Below are 17915 nucleotides of genomic sequence, written 5' to 3'. Positions count from 1 at the left end.
GCGATGTTCTGGACCATCGTGGTCTACTTCACCTGGCACGCATTGCATGCGCGGGTCGAGGCCAACTGGTTCGCGCCGGTCTATCCCGCCTTTGCGGTGGCGGCCGCGGTCGCGGCAGTCCAGGTGCAGTGGGCGCCGCGCGAGCAGCGCACCATCGATTTCTGCCGGCGCTGGGCCGCGCCCGTCGGCGTCGTGCTGTTCGCGCTGCTGATCGTGCAGGCCAACACCGGTTTGCTCTCGGGCTACCGCCGCGACGCCACCGTGCGCAGCGTCGGTGTCGGCTGGCAGGAGCTGGCGGACGAGATCGAAGCGGCGCGCGTGCGGACCGGCGCGAGCTGCGTACTGGCTGCGGACTACGGCACCACCGGCTGGCTCGCCTTCTATCTGCCCAAGGGCACCTGCGTCGCCCAGCAGGGCCAGCGCATTCGCTGGGTTAACATGCCGGAGCCGAGCCCTGAGCAGCTGTCCGGCAAGCTGCTCTATGTGCACGAGGTCGAGCAGGCGATGCCGGCCTCGCTGCGCGACAATTTCGCCCGTGTCGAAACGGTGGCCGAGGCCAAGCGCGTGCGGGGGCCGTTGACCATCGAGACCTACGCGCTCGACCTGCTGGAGGGCGCAAAGGGCGAGGTCCTCGACCGTTCCCCGCCGCCGGAACTGCAGTAAAACTCTCGCCGTTAAGTGTCGGATCGTCCGGGTCCGGGTCGTCTTCCAGACAGCCCGTCAACCACGCGAGGTTCCAACATGACCAGTTCCGTTCTCAAGCCTGCTGCCGAACTCGCCAAGACCAATGTCAGGCGCTTTCCCAATGAGAGCGCCGAGTATCGCCGCGCCCGCCAGGAATTGCTCGTCGAAGAGATCGAGCTGCGCCGGCATATCGAGCGCGTCGCCGAACTGCGCCGCGCATTGCCGCCGGGCGGCGAGGTGACCAGGCCCTATGAGTTCACTGGTGAGTCCGGTGCGGCCTCGCTCGCCGATCTGTTCGGCGACAAGCCGACGCTCATCATCTACAGCTACATGTACGGCCCGCAGCGCGAGAAGCCGTGTCCGATGTGCACGTCGTTCATGGGCACGTGGGAGGAGAAGCTGCCCGATATCGAGCGGCGCGTCTCGTTCGTGTTCGTGGCGCGCTCGCCGATCGCACGGCTGATCGAGGCGAAAAAAGCGCGCGGCTGGACGCGTCACAGGATCTACTCGGATGCGTCGGGCGACTACACGCGCGATTATGTCAGCAAGGAAGACCGCGACCTGCCGGGCTACAACGTCTTCACACGCCACAACGGCACGATCCGTCATTTCTGGGCCGGCGAAATGGGGGCGGGCACGATGGACCCCGGCCAGGATCCGCGCGGCGCGCCGGACATGGATCCGCTCTGGACCTTGCTCGACACCACGCCGGACGGACGCGGCACGGACTGGTATCCGAAGCTCGCCTATTGAGGAGATGGTTTTTGCGCGATCCCCGCGCGATTACGGGGTCATCGGCAAGGAAATTCTCCCCTGAATATATTCCGGCATGCCGCGCTGGAGCGGCATGCCGGAATGTCCCATGATGGTACAGAAAAGCCGTTTTGGCGGACCAATGTCATCTTAAAAAAGCCCTACGCCACAGGCACTTCCCGCGCTGCAGGGGATCGCATCCGGTTAAGTCGCATTTAACTAAAAGTCGCCTTAATGGCCGTCTGTGCCCCCGCGCGACGTTGAGCCGAACACCCGTTCGACCCCGCGTCGAGTGAGGGACAAAGGTGGACCTGTTTTGAGCGCCGGGCGTATGGGTACGAGTGCGAGTGCGTATGTTCTTGGGGCGCCAAGCCGCAAGAAATCCTCCCGAAAAATTCTCCCACAGCATTTCCTCGGCAGCGCCGCGGTGGCGGGGCTGGTGCTTGGCTGCGCCTGGACCGTCTACGCCAACATCTTCGCGGCGAGCGTCTATCCGTCGGTCGGCAATGCGTCGTTCGATGCGCCGGTGGTGAAGCGGCCCGTCGCGGTTGCTGCGCGGCCGACTCCAGCCTTCAACGAGGTGTTCGCGTCCCTGACGCCGGCACCGGCGGCGTCCGCGAAAACCGAGGTCCCGAAGTCGGAAGCGCCGGCATCGTCGCTTATGTTTAACGATCGGTTTGCGGCCGCCTCGCCCGAGGGCGTCGCGTCCAGCGTCGTGGCTGACGCCGCGCCGCAGATCGACCCGATCAAGCAGGCCGCTGCGCCCAAGCTCGCCGAAGCGGCGAGGGCGGTCGCCTCCGCTGAGCTCGCCGAGACATCGAAGCCGTTGCCGGCGCCGAAGTCGGTCGAGACCGCGAAGAAGCAAGCCGCCGCCAATCTGAAGGTGGCGCTCAACGATCCTGCTGCGGACGTTCAGCCCAAGGGTGCCGATAAGGCGGGTGCCGATAAGGCGCCCGAGGCGAAGCCTGCCGAGGCCAAGCAGGCGACCAAATCCGGCGGCGTTCGCGACATGGCCGCGCGCGCCAAGGCCGCGGTGATGTCGATCGCGTCGAACGAGCGGCAGAGCATGGTCGAGAAGCTGTGGGGCAAGCGCGAATCGAGCGGCGGACTGCTCTCCTTCGCCTCGGCCGATGCCAATGTCACCGGCAGCATTCCCTCGACGCTGGACCAGAACCCGATGCTCGGCGGCTCGCCGCCCTATGACCGCCAGACCGCGGTGTACGACATCTCGGCCAGGACCGTGTACCTGCCCGACGGCACCCGCCTCGAGGCGCATTCGGGCCTCGGCTCCCGGCTCGACGATCCCAGGTCCTCGCATCTGAAGATGGTCGGCGTGACGCCGCCGCACATTTACGAGCTCAAGCCGCGCGAGGCGCTGTTCCACGGCGTGCCGGCGCTGCGGCTTAATCCGATCGGCGGCGAAGGCAAGATCTTCAACCGCGTCGGCCTGCTCGCGCACACCTTCATGCTCGGTCCGAACGGCGACTCCAACGGCTGCGTCTCGTTCAAGGACTATTACGCGTTCCTCGACGCCTACCGTAACAAGGGCATCCGCCGTCTCGCGGTGCTGGCGCGGATTCAGTAAGCGCATTCTGCCGGAGGGGACGCTTGTCCCCTTGGCCTGTCCCGCGGTCAACTGCCTGGAACGGCCACCGCTCCATCGTCAGTTCCTGTCCGAAGGTCCCGGTTGCCATCTGTGGGCCACGCTATATCCTGCTGCATACAAGGGTGCCAGGGCCAACAGCGCCGCGCTCCCGAGGGTCGGAGAACCCGCGGAGCAGGGGCAAGGCAATCGCATATGACGTCAGCGGAGAGCATCCGCGGGCTCCTTCGCCTCTCCCGCTTGCGGGGGAGGCCGACGCGCGCGCAGCGCGCGGCGGGTGGGGGCTCTCTCCACGATATGACTCGCGGAGAGAGCCCCCACCCCAACCCTCCCCCGCAAGCGGGAGAGGGAGCCGACCGCCGATGCCGTTGCCATTCGAATTTCATAAGCGATAGCCCTTGGAGCAGGGGGAAAGCATGAGCCGGTCGCCGGGCGTCGTGCATACGGACAAGGTTCTCGACGTGCTTGCCGGAGGTGGGGCACCATCCGACCTGTCGGCGTCGTGGCGTCGTTCCGGCCATCTGCATGCGCTCGATCCGGCGAGCCGCTTGCCTTCCTATCGTCTGCAGCAGGCTGAAATCGCCGCCGCGCAGCAGCGCTTGGGCGAATTTCTGAAGGTTGCCCAGCGCACGCTCGACCAGCTGTTTCTTGCTGTGGGCGGAGTCGGTTGCTCGGTGCTGCTCGCGGACCGCGACGGTGTCGTCGTCGACCGGCGCGGCGCCGGCGCCGACGATGCGACGTTCGACGCCTGGGGGCTCTGGACCGGCGCGGTCTGGAGCGAGAAATACGAGGGGACCAACGGCATCGGCACCTGCATCGTCGAGAAACGTCCGCTGTCGATCGACCGCGAGCAGCACTTCTTCACGCGTAATTCCGGGCTGTTCTGCACCACCGCGCCGATCTTCGATGAGCATGGCGAGCTTACCGCCGCGCTCGACGTCTCCTCCTGTCGGGCTGACCTGACCGGCGGATTCTCGCGTCTGATCGCGACCACGGTCACGGATGCCGCGCGCGCGATCGAAGCCGAGAACTTCCGCCGGGCGTTTCCCGATGCCCGAATTCTTCTGACGCCGAGCAGCGAACGCGCAGTGAAGTCGTTGCTGGCGGTTGATCGCGACGATCTCGTGATTGGCGCAACACGTGCCGCGCGCCGTGCGCTCGGCCTCACCGCGGCGTCGCTGGCGCGGCCGCTGCCGGCCGCCGATCTGATCGGTGAGACCCGTGACGATGGCGGCCTCGTTGCTGCGGAACGCGCGGCGTTGCAGCGCGCGCTGGCGCGGGCCGGCGGCAACGTGTCCAAGGCTGCCAGGGACCTCGATATGTCCCGCGCGACATTGCACCGCAAGCTGAAGCTGCTCGGCTTGCACCGGTAGGACATCCCGCCGGGCCCAGGACGGCTCCCGAGCGATGGCGCACCGGCGGCAGTTTTGCAGCGCACTCTGTCTCAGATTTGCGACAGTTCCCGAAAGCCCCTTGGACGGCCCCCTGTTTTGCGCGCCGGTTTTGGCCAACCGTTCCACGCAACGCCGTGTGCATCGGCGTGCCAACGGAGGAACACATGAACAAGGTGGACATGCAGTCCGTGCTCAAGGCGCCGTTCGCCAAGCGCTACGGCAATTTCATTGGGGGCGAATGGCGCGAACCTCGCTCCGGAAAGTACTTTGATAACATCTCGCCGGTCACGGGCCTTCCGGTCTGCGAAATTCCGCGCTCCGACGCCGCGGATGTCGAAGCGGCGCTCGATGCCGCGCATGCGGCCAGGGACGCCTGGGGCAAGACCAGCGCAGCCGAGCGCGCGCTGATCCTCAACAGGATCGCCGACCGGATGGAGGCCAATCTCGACAAGCTTGCCACCGCCGAGACCTGGGACAACGGCAAGCCGATCCGCGAGACCATGGCCGCCGACATTCCGCTGGCGATCGACCACTTCCGCTATTTTGCCGGCGTGGTCCGTGGCCAGGAGGGCTCGATCTCCGAAATCGACCACGACACGGTGGCCTATCATTTCCATGAGCCGCTCGGCGTCGTCGGCCAGATCATTCCCTGGAATTTCCCGATCCTGATGGCGACCTGGAAACTCGCGCCGGCGCTGGCCGCCGGCAACTGCGTCGTGCTCAAGCCCGCCGAGCAGACGCCGGCCTCGATCCTGGTCTGGCTTGAGCTGGTCGGCGACCTCCTGCCGAAGGGCGTGCTGAACGTCGTCAACGGCTTCGGCCTCGAGGCCGGAAAGCCGCTGGCCTCGTCCAACCGGATCGCCAAGATCGCCTTCACCGGCGAGACCACGACGGGCCGGCTGATCATGCAATATGCGTCGCAGAACCTGATCCCGGTGACGCTCGAACTCGGCGGCAAATCGCCCAACATCTTCTTCAAGGACGTCTGCGCCGAGGACGATGATTTCTTCGACAAGGCGGTCGAAGGTTTCGTGATGTTCGCGCTCAATCAGGGCGAGGTCTGCACCTGTCCGAGCCGCGCGCTGATCCAGGAATCGATCTACGACAAATTCATGGAGCGCGCGCTCAAGCGCGTCGAGGCGATCACGCAGGGCAGCCCGCTCGACCCGACCACGATGATCGGCGCGCAGGCATCTTCCGAGCAGTTGGAGAAGATTCTCTCCTATATCGACATCGGCAAGAAGGAGGGTGCGCAGATCCTGACCGGCGGTGAGCGCAACAATCTCGGCGGCGGGTTGTCGGGCGGCTATTACGTCAAGCCGACCGTCTTCAAGGGCACCAACAAGATGCGCATCTTCCAGGAGGAGATCTTCGGACCGGTCGTGTCCGTGACCACCTTCAAGACCGACGAGGAGGCGCTCTCGATCGCCAACGACACCCTCTATGGTCTCGGCGCCGGCGTCTGGAGCCGCGATGCCAATCGCTGCTACCGCTTCGGCCGCACCATCCAGGCCGGCCGGGTCTGGACCAACTGCTACCACGCCTATCCGGCGCACGCGGCATTCGGCGGCTACAAGCAATCGGGCATCGGCCGTGAGACGCACAAGATGATGCTCGACCACTACCAGCAGACCAAGAACATTCTGGTGAGCTACAGTCCGAAGAAGCTCGGCTTCTTCTGAGGGCTCGGCTCACCCCCTGCGCCGAACGGGATGAATGCGACAAGCTCCGGCGGGTTGGGTTCCGCCGGAGCTTCCATCACGGAGGCCGGGATGACTGACAAGGTGACCGCGACGCCGGCCGCGCTGGAGCTGATTGCCGAGATCGTCGCCGATCACGGGCCGGTGCTGTTTCACCAGTCGGGCGGCTGCTGCGACGGGTCGTCGCCGATGTGCTATCCGCAGGGCGATTTCCTGATCGGCGACCACGACGTCAAGCTCGGCGAGATCGGCGGCGCGCCGTTCTACATCAGCCGCGCGCAATATGACGTCTGGAAGCACACCGATCTGATCATCGACGTCGTTCCCGGACGCGGCGGCATGTTCTCGCTCGACAACGGGCGCGAGCGCCGGTTCCTGACCCGGTCCGAAATCTGCGCGTTGCCGCCCCGTGAGGCGAAGTAGGGCTGCCTGTCGGGATCGGCGTCGATCTGGAACTGGAGGGCATTGTCGCTATATTGTGCTGATCCCGGCGAGTCCAAGCTCGGCAACGGATCTGGTGCAACTCGAACATGTCTCCCACGCCCTCCGTCCAAACCCCTCCGCCGATCGCGACCGAAGCATTCGTCGATGCCGCGGCCGCCGTCGCCCGCCTGGAAGAGATCTACGAGCGCAACACCGGCTTCCTGCGCAATCGCTTCGAGGCCTATGTCAACGGCGTGACGTTCACGACGCGGGTGCGGGCACATTATCCGTTCGTCCGCATCACGACCGCGTCGCATGCGCGGCTCGACTCGCGGCTTGCCTACGGCTTCGTCGCAGGACCCGGCATCCACGAGACCAGCATCACGCGGCCCGATATCTTCCGGACCTATCTCACCGAGCAGATCGGGTTGCTGATCAAGAACCATGGCGTGGCGGTCGAGATCGGCGAGTCGCACGAGCCGATCCCGATCCATTTCGCCTATCGGCGGGACATCAATATCGAGGCGGCGCTGACCATCGCCGACAGCGCGGCGTTCACCCGGTCGCTGCGCGACATCTTCGATACGCCAGATCTCGCCGCGATGGACGATGCGATCGCCGACGGGACGTTTGAGCTGACGCCGGGCGCGCCGGAGCCGCTGGCGCTGTTCCGCGCCGCGCGGGTCGATTACTCCTTGCGCCGGCTCTACCACTACACCGGCACCGATCCGGAGCACTTCCAGAATTTCGTGATCTTCACGAACTACCAGTTCTATGTCGATGCCTTCGTGCAGCTTTCCCAGCAGCGGCTTGCGTCGGGCGAGGCCGGTCTCGAGGCCTTCGTCGCGCCCGGCAATGTGATCACGCCCAATGCGCGGCTCGGCGGCGGCACCGCCGGGACCCCGTCCGAACGCGTCCCGCAGATGCCAGCCTTCCATCTGGTCCGGTCCGGCTATCGCGGCATCACGCTGATCAATATCGGAATCGGTCCATCCAATGCGCGCAACATCACCGATCATGTCGCGGTGCTGCGGCCGCATGCCTGGCTGATGATCGGGCACTGTGCTGGCTTACGCAACACGCAGCGGCTCGGCGATTATGTGCTCGCCCACGGCTATGTGCGCGAGGACCACGTGCTCGATCACGAGCTGCCGCTCTGGGTGCCGATCCCGGCGCTTGCGGAGATGCAGGTCGCGCTCGAGGAAGCCGTCGGCGAGGTGACCGGGCTCTCCGGCTTCGAGCTCAAGCGGCTGATGCGCACCGGCACGGTCGCCAGCGTCGACAACCGCAACTGGGAGATCAGCGGGCCGCAGGTGATCCGGCGCATGTCGCAGTCGCGCGCGGTCGCGCTCGACATGGAATCGGCGGCGATCGCCGCCAACGGCTATCGCTTCCGCGTCCCCTACGGCACGCTGCTGTGCGTCTCCGACAAGCCGCTGCATGGCGAGATCAAGCTCGCAGGCATGGCCAGCGAATTCTACCGCCAGCGCGTCGGCCAGCACCTTGAGATCGGTCTCAAGGCGCTGGAGCGGCTCAAGCAACAGGAATCCGAACGGCTGCATTCGCGCAAGCTGCGCAGCTTCGCCGAGGTCGCGTTTCAGTAGCGCAACGCAGCGGGGATCAGCGCTCAGGCGAGCGCGTTGCCGCGGGCGATGATCGCGAAACGGTCGGACAGTTCGGCGAGCGCGACGTCGTGGATGAGCCTTGCGGCAATCGTGCCGCCGACGCCGTCGGGCAGGTCGCGGGTGGCGCAGCTGTCGGCGTCGATCGTGGTGCGGAAGCCGAGATCGAGCGCGGCGCGGGCGGTCGAGCTCACGCACATATGCGTCATGAAGCCGGCGAGCACCAGCTCCTTGCGGCCGGTCGCGGCAAGCTGCGCGTTGAGGTCGGTGCCGGCGAACGCGTTCGGCAATTGCTTCTCGATCACGATCTCACCCGGCCGCGGCGCCAGCGGCGCGACGATCGCGCCACGCTCGGCGGTGCGGTCGAACAGGCTGCCCGGCTGGCCCTTGTGCGCGATGTGGATGATCGCGGCGCCGCCTTCCCGGGCGCGCGCGAGCAACGCGGCGGCGCGCGCAATCGCCGGCTTGGCGTCGGGCAGCGCCAGCGGACCTGCGAGATATTCGTTCTGGATATCGATCAGCACCAGGCAGCTGTCGCCGAGGCGAGGCGGGGTGAGGTCGATACTGGCAAGCTGCATCAATGTTTTGGCTGACGTCATGGTCGTTCTCCAGCGGATGTCTCGCCGAAAACATAGCCCGCGATCGGCCTGCTGTTATGCAGGGATATTGCAGCCGGTGGCTGCGTTATTGCAGGCGGCCGCCGCACGATGTAGCCTGCCGCCATGAACTGGGACGATCTTCGCATCATCGCGGCTGTCAGGGACGAGGGCACTTACGCCGGCGCCAGCGCGCGGCTGCGCATCGACGAGACCACGGTCGGGCGCAGGCTGGCGCGGATCGAGCGCGCGCTCGGCTTGCGCCTGTTCGAGGCCGTCGATGGCGTCCGCAAGCCGACCCGGCAGTGCGACATGGTGCTCGCGCACATCCAGGCGATGGCCGCGCATGCCGAGGAGATCGGCCGGATCGGCGAAAGCCTGCCTGGTCCGGTCGGGCGGCTGCGCATCGCCTCCACCAGTGCGATCGCCGAGGAGGTGCTGGCGCCGCGCGCAAGTGAATTCCTGCGCGCCCATCCGGGCCTGACGTTGCAGTTTCTGACGTCGAGCGACAATGTAAAATTCTCGCGCTGGGAGGCCGATCTCGCGATCCGCCTGCGCAAGCCCGACAAGGGCGACTTCGCGATCTCGAAGCTCGCCGAGGTCAGGTCGTATTTCTTCAAGCCGGCCGCGACAACGGCGGGAGAAGCGATGCTGTGCGCCTATCCCGACGAGCTCGGCGGGATTCCGGAAATGCAGTTCCTGCGCACGAGGCGGCTTCGCGCGCGCTGCGTGACCGACAATGTCCGGATCATCCACACGCTCATCCGGTCGCATCACGCCGTCGGCGTGTTGCCGGAACACAGCTGCGCCGACCTGCTGACCGACCGCCGTCTGCGCGCCGCGCTGCTGCCGAAGCGACGCGACGTCTGGCTGCTGGTGCAGAACCATCTCAAGCGCGACGCGGCGACGCGCGTCACCATCGACTGGCTGCGCGCCTGCTTCCAGGATGCCGCGCAGAGGGGGTGACGCGCCCTCACAATGACGGGACGTGCTGCGACGGCTGGGTCACAATACCGCCCGTCATGAAAAAAATCACGCGCAGCCCTCTTGCAACCCGGACGTGCTTCGTCTATTAGCCCGCTCCTTCGCTTCGGCCATGGGTTCGGGCTCGTTGAGGTCCCGACTGGCGCGAGCCGCTTTGCGGTGTCGTGTTCCGCCGAAATGAAGATCGCGAGATGAAGCTCATGGGCGAGCGTCGGGGATGAAATCCCGAAGGTATCGGTTCGAATCCGGTCTCTCACAAAGGATAGCTCAGTTGGTTAGAGCAGGTGAATGACACTCATCGGGTCGCGGGTTCGATTCCCGCTCCAAGCGCTCCGTTTCAGCCTGAAAAGCTGATACCTCTGAAGGGGACCGGACGCGCGCTTCAGTCGCAGTCCGGCCGTCCTGCCGCAAGGCATTTCGTCCGAACATCGACACTGTGAGACCGGCTTTGCGCCGCGGTGGATACCGCTTGCGCTGATGCCGGGTGGCTCCGCTCGGCCGCGCGACGTCAGTCGCGCGAACGCGCGCGTGCGCCCGTCGTCACGTAAGCCTCAAGCCGTGGCCCGCTTGGCTGACAGGAAGCCGCGTTCGCGTCCTCACGTCCTTTGCAAATGAAACCCGCTCTTCGGCCCATGGGCCTGAGAGCAACAAAGGAGGCGTGTCATGACCTGGCACTTCTTGACGACCAATTTGACGGTGAAGGATGGCGAGCGCGCGTTGCTGATGCGCGACGGCCGGCTCGAGCAGGTGCTGGAGCCCGGACGGCACCGCCTGTTCGATCCCCTGCATCAGCTCAAGGCCGAGCTGTTCAGCGTCGTGCGGACCGAATTCCCCGCGGATCGCTTCGCGGTGATCAAGGCTGTGCGCCCCGATCTGGCCGAACAGCTGTTCGAGGCGGTGGAGACCCGCGCGAACGAGATCGCGATCGTCAGCCTCGACGGCCGTCCCTTGCAGCTGATGACGCCCTGGCAGACGCGCGTGTACTGGAAGGTCGCGACGTCGGTCGAGGTCGAGCGCATCGACGTCACCAGCGATCCCAGGGTCACGGCACGCCACCTCGCGATGATCCAGCCCAACCGGGCCGGCGTCATCACCGAGGCGGTGGTCGAGAACCACGAGGCCGGTCTGCTCACGGTCGAGGGCAAGCTGGTCGAGCGGCTCGCGCCCGGCCGGCACGCGTTCTGGATCGCGGGCCGCAAGATCGAGGTCAAGCGCCTCGACCTGCGTCCCCAGGCGGTCGAGATCACGGCGCAGGAGATGCTGACCAAGGATCGCATTGCGCTGCGCGTGACGCTGACCGCGTTCCGCCGGATCGTCGATCCCGAGCGGGTCGTGGCTGTTGTGCCCGACGTGGATGCGTGGCTGTACCGCCTGGTGCAGTTCGCGATCCGCGAGGCGGTGGCCGGCCGCACGCTGGACGAGGTGCTGTCTGCGAAGACGGCGCTCGACACGGAGCTTCTCGACTTCGTCCGCGACCGTGTCGCGCACAGCGGCGTCGAGGTCACCGAGCTCGGCGTGAAGGACGTGATCCTGCCCGGCGAGATCCGCGAGCTGGTCAACAAGGTGGTGGAGGCGGAGCGGGTGGCGAAGGCCAACCTGATCCGCCGCCAGGAGGAGACCGCGGCGACGCGTTCGCTGCTCAACACCGCCAGGCTGATGGAGGAGAACCCTCTGCTGCTGCGGCTCAAGGAGCTGGAGTCGCTCGAGCGTCTGGTCGAGAAGGTCGGCCGTATCGACCTGCATGCGGGCGAGGGACAGGGCCTCGATGCACTGCTGACCAAGCTGGTCCGCCTCAAAGCGCCCGAGAGCGCGTAAGAAGAAGGGCCGCCCACGGGCGGCCCTTTGCTTTTTGCACCGGCACGGCCGCTGGCATTCTTATGAATGTTAGCGTGCAGGATGGCTGTACCGGGGCACCGCTATAGGCACAATTCGCATGTCCTGCGCCACGCCGCAAAACAGAGGTGCCACCCCGGGCAGATTGCGATAACGTTTGTGCACCGTGGTCCATTCGGCCAGCCGTCAACCCGTCGGTCAAGCCAGTGCAGCAGATTGCGGAATGGCTCGAGAAGCTGGGACTTGGGCAGTACGCGCTGCGTTTTGCCGAGAACGGCATCGACCTTGGCGTCCTTCCCGAATTGACGGATGAAGACTTCGACAGGCTCGGCGTCCTGCTCGGCCATCGCCGCAAGATGCTGCGTGCGATCGCCGATTTCAATCAAGCCGAACTGATCGCCGCGCCGGTTTCACCGCACGATGCCGAGCGCCGCCATCTCACCGTGATGTTCTGCGACCTTGTCGGCTCGACGGCCTTGTCGGCACGTCTCGATCCCGAGGACATGTGGGAGGTGATCCGCGCCTATCGCGCAGCCTGTGCGCAGGTGATCACGACATATGACGGCGCCGTTGCCAGATTTATCGGCGACGGGATCCTAGCTTATTTCGGCTATCCCCGTGCCCACGAGGATGATGCGGAGCGCGCGGTGCGCGCCGGTCTCGACGTCATCGCCGCAATCGGCAAGCTCGAGACCCGCGCGGACGGGGGCGTAGCGGTGCGGATCGCGATCGCGAGCGGGCTCGTCGTGGTCGGCGACCTCGTCTCCGGCGGCGCGTCGGAGGAGCAGGCGCTGGTCGGCGATGCGCCGAACATCGCGGCGCGGCTGCAGAGCCTGGCGGAGCCGGGCGTCGTCGTCGTGGCGGCCTCGACCCGCCGGCTGCTCGGCAATCTGTTCACGCTGCGCAACCTCGGCCGCCGCGAGGTCAAGGGCATCTCCGAGCCGATCGCGGTGTGGGCAGTCGAAGGCGAGCCGCCATCGGAAAGCCGTTTCGAGGCAGTGCGCACCGCGCGCTCGATCGGCTTCGTCGGCCGCAAGTCGGAGATCGAATTTGCGTTGTCGCGCCAGCAACTGGCGTGGCAGGGCCAGGGCCAGGCGGTGCTGATATCGGGCGAAGCGGGTATCGGCAAATCGCGCATCGTGGCGATGCTCTCCGACAGCCTGGCGCCCGGGTCACACCGCCGTGTGCGGTATCAATGCTCGCCCTATCACACCAACAGCGCGCTGCACCCGTTTGTCGCCCAGCTCGAGCGTGCCGCCGGCATCAGGTCGGAGGATGCGCCGGAGCAGAAGCTGGACAAGCTTGAAGCCATGCTGGCGCTCGGCACGCAGCACGTGCCCACCGTGACACCGTTGATCGCAGCGCTGCTGTCGATCCCGACCGGCGAGCGCTATCCGCCGCTCGGCCTCAGCCCGGCGCAGCAGCGGCGGCAGACATTCGCAGCGCTGCTCGACCAGCTCGAGGGCCTTGCCCGGCAGCAGCCGGTGCTTGTCGTCTGTGAAGACGTGCATTGGGCCGATGCCACGTCGCTCGAACTGCTCGACCTCGCGGTCGACCGGATCAGGGGACTGCCGATCCTCATGCTCATGACGTTCAGGCCGGAGTTCGAGCCGCCATGGGCGGGGCTCGCCAATGTCAGCCTGCTGCGGCTCGATCGGCTCGACCGGCAGGACACGCGCGCGCTGATCGAGCAGGTGACCGTCGGCCGGTTGCTGCCCGGCGAAATGATGACGCAGATCGTCGAGCGGACGGATGGTGTCCCGCTGTTCGTCGAGGAGCTGACCAAGATGGTCATGGAGTCGGGGCTGCTGGTCGAGACTGCCGGGCGCTATCGCCTCGACAATCCGCTGCCGCCGCTGGCGATCCCGGCGACGCTGCAGGACTCGCTGATGGCCCGGCTCGACCGGCTGGCCCCGGTCAAGGAGGTGGCGCAGATCGGAGCAGCGATCGGCCGTGAATTCTCATATGCACTGCTGCGCAGCGTGGCCGGGCGCGATGATCTGACGCTTGCCGCGGCGCTTGCCCAGCTCGAAGAGGCCGAGTTGCTGCTGCGCCGGGGCGTGCCGCCGGACGCAAGCTACAGCTTCAAGCACGCGTTGGTCCAGGAAGCGGCTTACGAAAGCTTGCTCAAGAGCCGCCGGCAATTGCTTCACAAGCATATTGGCGATGTGCTGCGCGACAGGTTTGCCGAGATGGCCGAGATCGAGCCGGAAGTCGTTGCCTACCATTTCACCGAGGCAGGGCTCGGCGAGACCGCGCTGGCGTGGTGGCGCAAGGCTGGTCAGCAGGCACTGAAGCGCTCGGCCTATTGCGAGGCGATCGCGCATCTCGGCAAGGCGGTCGCGATCGCCGATGAACTGCCCGACGAGCCGGATCGGATGATCGGCCGCCTCCATCTGCAAATCGCCTACGGCCGCGCGCTGCGGGGCAGTCTTGGGCACAGCGCCCCCGAGACGGTGGCCGCCTGGACGCGCGCCCGGCAGTTCGCCTCTGACATCGACGATCCAATCGAGCTGGCGCCGATCCAGTCGGGCCTCTTCAACGCCTGCTTGACCCACGGCGAGCTCGCGCCGATGCGAGAGTTGGCGGAGGCGATCATGGGTGCAGCGGAGCGGCATCCAAATTCGCCGGTGGCGACGATCGTCGCGCGCTGGGCCAGCGGGGTGACCTCCTGGTTCGCGGGCGAGTACGTGAACGCGGGCATCCATCTCGAACAGGCCTTCGCGGCCTATGCGACCGAGCCGGATCCGGCAACCTTCAAGGCGTCGACGCTCGACTTGCCGTTCGTCATCATGAGATTTCTCGCCCTGGTGCTTTGGCCGCGTGGCGAGATCGATCGAGCCCGGCAGCTCGCGGGCGCAGCGGTGAACGTCGCCGGGAAACAGCGCGCGCTCGCGCGCGCCAATGCGCTGGTTCACAAGGCCGTCTTCGACGGGCTGTGCGGCAGCAGGTTGCGCCAGACCGAGACGATCCTTGCGTTGGGCCTGGCGCAGGACCACACGATGCCGCTCTATGTCGCCGCCGGCACCTATCTCAATGGTCTGGAGAAGTGGCGTGCCGGCGACCGGGCCGCAGGTCTCGCGGAGATGCAGCGCGGCTGGACGTTGCTTCATGAGAACGACTGCTACCTCTGTGAACCGTTCTGGGGATTGCAGATTGCCGTGGCGAATGCGGAGGCCGGGCATGTCGATGCCGGGCTCGACATCATCGATGAGTTGATCGACGCGACGGAGCAGTCCGGGCAGCACTGGCTGGATGCCGAGCTCTACCGCGTGCAGGGCGAACTGCGGTCGCACCGCGGCAGCCCTGACATTTACGGCGCGGAGAATGCCTTCCATCGCGCCCTCGAGATCGCGCGAAAGCAGCAGACCAGGACGTTCGAGCTGCGCGGCGCGCTGGGACTTGCACGCCTTTACAGCCGCAGCGGCCGGGCAAAGGAGATATCTCAATTGTTGGCGCCGGTGCTCGCCGGCTTCGATGCGGCGCTCGATCTTGCCGAAATCAAGGACGCGCAGGAACTGCTCACGCAGGCGCATCGGTGGCCGGACCGCCACTCGCGCGCGTCTTGACGGGTGCCGCAGCGGAGCGGCCACACCGCGTCCGCCCGTCTTCCTGCGCCCGCGCGGGTGGTGAAAGAGCAGGCTCGGATTTCGCGCGCGGCGCTTGCAGCGCGAAACTGGAACTGTTGGGTTCCCGAAGTTCTACGGTGCGACGATGCGCATTTTGCTATTGCGTCCGGTGGCGCATTTGCATCTACTTTAAAAACGCTGCCGCAGAGAATTCCGCCTTGCGGTCAAGCGTTTGGAATTTGTTCTTGATCCTGTGTTTGAGTGAGTATGCTGTGCGACCCTTGACGTTCCCGCAGGTGAGCATTTCCGGTGGAACTCGTAATCGCCTTCTCGCGACATTGTCGCCGGCGGATCTGGACCTCCTGAGACCCGAACTTGAGACCGTTGCGCTCGAACAGGATGCAGTCCTGGCGCGCGCCGGTGACGAGATCGACTACGTCTTCTTTCCTCACAGCGGCGCGATCCTGTTGATGATCGACATGACGGATGGGCACACGGTCGCGACCGGCGTGGTTGGATGCGAAGGGGCCGTGGGCAGTCTTTCGGTGCTTGGAGCCTCGCCGTCAGGCATTACCGCCGTCGTTCGTGCGGCTGGTACCGCCTCGCGGGTCCCGGCGGCGCGCTTTCATGCTGCTTTCGGCCGCAGTCCCGGGATTCGGCAGGCAATCCAGAAGCATGTCAGATCGATGCTGATCCAGTTTCAGCTCGGCTCCGCCTGCAATGCGCTCCATCCGGTCGAGGCGCGGATGGCGCGCTGGCTGCTTCAGCTTCGCGACCGCGTCGACAGCGACGTCCTCCCGCTGACCCAGCACGCGCTGTCGCAAATCCTCGGCGTACGACGAACGACGGTGACCTTGCTGATGGGCAATCTGCGCAAGCGCGGCGCGATCAGGTCGGATCAACGAGGCCAGATCGAGATCGATCGGGCGCGGCTCCTGGCGGCGGCGTGCGAATGCCATCGCGTCATGCGTCTCGAAGCCGAGGAGATCTTCTCGGGCGACAAGGTTCGAACGCGAGGAATGCCGCCGGCCAACGATCCGCGCATCCCGGAAATCGAGGCGGACGACGCCGTGTGAGCGCGTCCCCGGTGCGGTCAGCTTCCCGGCCGCCGATCAAGTTCCCGCGTGGGAGAGGATGCAACTCATTGCGCTTCGGGCCGGGTTTCAGCCGTCGTGCTTCGTCGAGAAAGTCCTTGGCCTGCAGCAGCCAGGCAGACGTTTCGGTCGAGATCTGCACCTGCGCCATGGTGTCCCTCCATCGCGGTCGTCAATAGGAGTGGCCATTGTCAGGCCGGCGAACCGCCGCCGCGGCGTCGCCGCACGCGGATGCTCGGCTCATCGACCCAGGCGTCCCGCGCAAACCAGGCGTGATCCGCGCGGCAAAACGGACAGGGCGTGCGCGCGAAGAACACGGTGCTGCGTCGAAAGCTCTCGCGATCGGTTTTGATTCCGGTGGAAATCGCGTGTCCGGTTTGCGGACATCTGACCATCACCATGCCCATGAGCGCCTCCCTCCCATATTGCCTTTTGCTTTTTGCCTTTTGCCTTTTGCCTTGCAGAATAGTCCGGCCGGTTGGATTGGCCCCAGATCGGTGCGCGGGGTAGTTGGGGGGCATCGCGCACCTGCGGCGGTTGACGGAGCATCGGGCAGTGGGGGCTGCATGCTCTCGTCACTGGGCTTCTTCCAACCGGCCAGGTCCCTCCTTGAACGAATCCTCGATGTGACTTCAACGCCGCTTCTTCAGGCGGCTCGGCTGAGAACCTTGTCGCTTTCGCTCACTGCACTGCCTCCCCTGCAAGTGGAAGCATTCTCCGCAACGCTTGCTCGCGTCACGGGAGCTGACGCTCCGTGCTCGATTCAGATTGTTGAGTGAGCTTCGATCTTGTCCCGAGCTTACTGTGCGGGACGAAGATGACGCTGTCGGTTCGGTTTGCGACTCTCGCGCAAAATTTTTTTGAGATTGTCAACTCAGACCAACGTATATCTACGGAGAGTGCTGTGTATAACGTGTGAAGCATCCCGCATTGGCCGCGCTGCAGTACGTAACCCGGTGTGCCCCAAAACAAAAACCCCGGCATCGCTGCCGGGGTTTTCCATGTCGTTGTCGTTGAGCGAGATCCCGGCTCTGCGGTGCACCGCTTCGCGCTGCACCGCGTCCGGGACGACTTCGTCGCTTAGAAGTCCATGCCGCCCATGCCGCCGCCCGGAGGCATTGCGGGGCCGCCGGCGTTCTTCTTCGGCAGCTCGGCAACCATCGCTTCCGTGGTGATCAGGAGCGCGGCAACCGAGGCAGCGTTCTGGATCGCGGTGCGCACAACCTTGGTCGGGTCGATGATGCCCTTCTTGACGAGGTCGGCATAGTCGCCGGTCTGGGAGTCGAAGCCGTGATTGTAGGCCTTGTTCTCCAGGATCTTGCCGACGATGACCGAACCGTCTTCACCGGCGTTGATCGCGATCTGGCGAGCGGGAGCCGACAGCGCCTTGCGCACGATCTCGACGCCGGTCTTCTGGTCGTCGTTCTTGGTGCGCAGGCCCTTGAGCTGCTCGGAGGCACGGAGCAGGGCGACGCCGCCGCCCGGGACGATGCCTTCCTCGACAGCCGCACGGGTCGCATGCATCGCGTCATCAACGCGATCCTTGCGCTCCTTCACCTCGACTTCGGTCGCGCCGCCGACGCGGATCACCGCGACGCCGCCTGCGAGCTTGGCGAGACGCTCCTGCAGCTTCTCACGGTCGTAGTCCGAGGTGGTCTCC

At 65.7% G+C, this 17915-nt stretch carries 13 protein-coding genes, 2 tRNA genes and 1 pseudogene; 13 read left to right on the top strand and 3 right to left on the bottom strand.

Annotation, left to right across the window (positions count from 1 at the left end):
- The 7 genes and pseudogenes from E2I15_RS38740 to E2I15_RS15935 all read left to right on the top strand — a co-directional run.
- Positions 1-663 (top strand): annotated as a pseudogene (locus tag E2I15_RS38740) (glycosyltransferase family 39 protein); the annotation flags it as partial.
- Positions 664-741: 78 nt separating this feature from the next.
- Positions 742-1437 (top strand): DUF899 family protein, encoded by a 696-nt coding sequence (locus tag E2I15_RS15960; RefSeq protein ID WP_137483422.1) that lies wholly within the window; start codon positions 742-744, stop codon positions 1435-1437.
- Between the two features lie 427 nt (positions 1438-1864).
- Positions 1865-3022, top strand: a complete 1158-nt coding sequence (locus tag E2I15_RS15955) for a tlde1 domain-containing protein (protein WP_137483423.1) — start codon at positions 1865-1867, stop codon at positions 3020-3022.
- Between the two features lie 434 nt (positions 3023-3456).
- A complete protein-coding gene (locus E2I15_RS15950; protein WP_137483424.1) occupies positions 3457-4413 on the top strand; it encodes a GAF domain-containing protein in 957 nt (318 codons plus the stop codon).
- A gap of 185 nt (positions 4414-4598) precedes the next feature.
- On the top strand, positions 4599-6116 hold the full coding sequence (adh, locus tag E2I15_RS15945) for an aldehyde dehydrogenase (protein ID WP_137483425.1): 1518 nt from the start codon (positions 4599-4601) through the stop codon (positions 6114-6116).
- Positions 6117-6206: 90 nt separating this feature from the next.
- Positions 6207-6557 (top strand): DUF779 domain-containing protein, encoded by a 351-nt coding sequence (locus E2I15_RS15940; RefSeq protein WP_137483426.1) that lies wholly within the window; start codon positions 6207-6209, stop codon positions 6555-6557.
- A 107-nt stretch (positions 6558-6664) separates the two neighbouring features.
- Entirely contained in the window at positions 6665-8161 is a 1497-nt protein-coding gene (locus E2I15_RS15935) for an AMP nucleosidase (RefSeq protein WP_137483427.1), read from the top strand.
- Positions 8162-8184: 23 nt separating this feature from the next.
- On the opposite strand, the gene E2I15_RS15930 is transcribed toward E2I15_RS15935, so the two are convergent.
- Positions 8185-8778, bottom strand: coding sequence for a cysteine hydrolase family protein (locus E2I15_RS15930; protein WP_137483428.1), 594 nt, complete (start codon positions 8776-8778; stop codon positions 8185-8187).
- Positions 8779-8901: 123 nt separating this feature from the next.
- Between E2I15_RS15930 and E2I15_RS15925 the strand changes: the two genes are divergently transcribed.
- From E2I15_RS15925 to E2I15_RS15900, 6 genes are all read left to right on the top strand, one after another.
- On the top strand, positions 8902-9741 hold the full coding sequence (locus E2I15_RS15925; RefSeq protein ID WP_137483429.1) for a LysR family transcriptional regulator: 840 nt from the start codon (positions 8902-8904) through the stop codon (positions 9739-9741).
- Between the two features lie 204 nt (positions 9742-9945).
- A tRNA-Phe gene (locus E2I15_RS15920) sits at positions 9946-10017 on the top strand.
- Between the two features lie 2 nt (positions 10018-10019).
- Positions 10020-10086, top strand: a tRNA-Val gene (locus tag E2I15_RS15915).
- Positions 10087-10422: 336 nt separating this feature from the next.
- Positions 10423-11574, top strand: a complete 1152-nt coding sequence (locus E2I15_RS15910; protein ID WP_137483430.1) for an SPFH domain-containing protein — start codon at positions 10423-10425, stop codon at positions 11572-11574.
- 224 nt (positions 11575-11798) lie between these two features.
- On the top strand, positions 11799-15161 hold the full coding sequence (locus E2I15_RS15905; RefSeq protein WP_170991799.1) for an adenylate/guanylate cyclase domain-containing protein: 3363 nt from the start codon (positions 11799-11801) through the stop codon (positions 15159-15161).
- 281 nt (positions 15162-15442) lie between these two features.
- Positions 15443-16237 (top strand): Crp/Fnr family transcriptional regulator, encoded by a 795-nt coding sequence (locus E2I15_RS15900; protein ID WP_246729411.1) that lies wholly within the window; start codon positions 15443-15445, stop codon positions 16235-16237.
- 209 nt (positions 16238-16446) lie between these two features.
- Here the strand turns inward: E2I15_RS15900 and E2I15_RS15895 are convergent, their stop codons facing one another.
- Both E2I15_RS15895 and E2I15_RS15890 read right to left on the bottom strand, forming a co-directional pair.
- Complete coding sequence (locus E2I15_RS15895) at positions 16447-16662, bottom strand: hypothetical protein (RefSeq protein WP_016840464.1); 216 nt, start codon at positions 16660-16662, stop codon at positions 16447-16449.
- A gap of 673 nt (positions 16663-17335) precedes the next feature.
- On the bottom strand, positions 17336-17915 hold a 580-nt coding region (locus E2I15_RS15890; protein WP_283810541.1), incomplete at its 5' end, for a TCP-1/cpn60 chaperonin family protein.

Origin of the sequence: Bradyrhizobium sp. BR2003, from assembly GCF_009720285.1 — a bacterium.
GTDB classification, from domain to species: domain Bacteria; phylum Pseudomonadota; class Alphaproteobacteria; order Rhizobiales; family Xanthobacteraceae; genus Bradyrhizobium; species Bradyrhizobium elkanii.
Note: the sequence above shows the minus strand (reverse complement) of the source record. Positions and strands in the feature narration are given on the sequence as shown.

Bases quoted from the DNA above. Each gene is read 5' to 3' on its own strand.
- E2I15_RS15935 (WP_137483427.1), top strand. From the start codon at position 6,665: ATGTCTCCCACGCCCTCCGTCCAAACCCCTCCGCCGATCGCGACCGAA.
- E2I15_RS15925 (WP_137483429.1), top strand. From the start codon at position 8,902: ATGAACTGGGACGATCTTCGCATCATCGCGGCTGTCAGGGACGAGGGC.
- E2I15_RS15895 (WP_016840464.1), bottom strand. From the start codon at position 16,662: ATGGGCATGGTGATGGTCAGATGTCCGCAAACCGGACACGCGATTTCC.
- E2I15_RS15950 (WP_137483424.1), top strand. From the start codon at position 3,457: ATGAGCCGGTCGCCGGGCGTCGTGCATACGGACAAGGTTCTCGACGTG.
- adh (WP_137483425.1), top strand. From the start codon at position 4,599: ATGAACAAGGTGGACATGCAGTCCGTGCTCAAGGCGCCGTTCGCCAAG.
- E2I15_RS15940 (WP_137483426.1), top strand. From the start codon at position 6,207: ATGACTGACAAGGTGACCGCGACGCCGGCCGCGCTGGAGCTGATTGCC.
- E2I15_RS15960 (WP_137483422.1), top strand. From the start codon at position 742: ATGACCAGTTCCGTTCTCAAGCCTGCTGCCGAACTCGCCAAGACCAAT.
- E2I15_RS15910 (WP_137483430.1), top strand. From the start codon at position 10,423: ATGACCTGGCACTTCTTGACGACCAATTTGACGGTGAAGGATGGCGAG.
- E2I15_RS15930 (WP_137483428.1), bottom strand. From the start codon at position 8,778: ATGACGTCAGCCAAAACATTGATGCAGCTTGCCAGTATCGACCTCACC.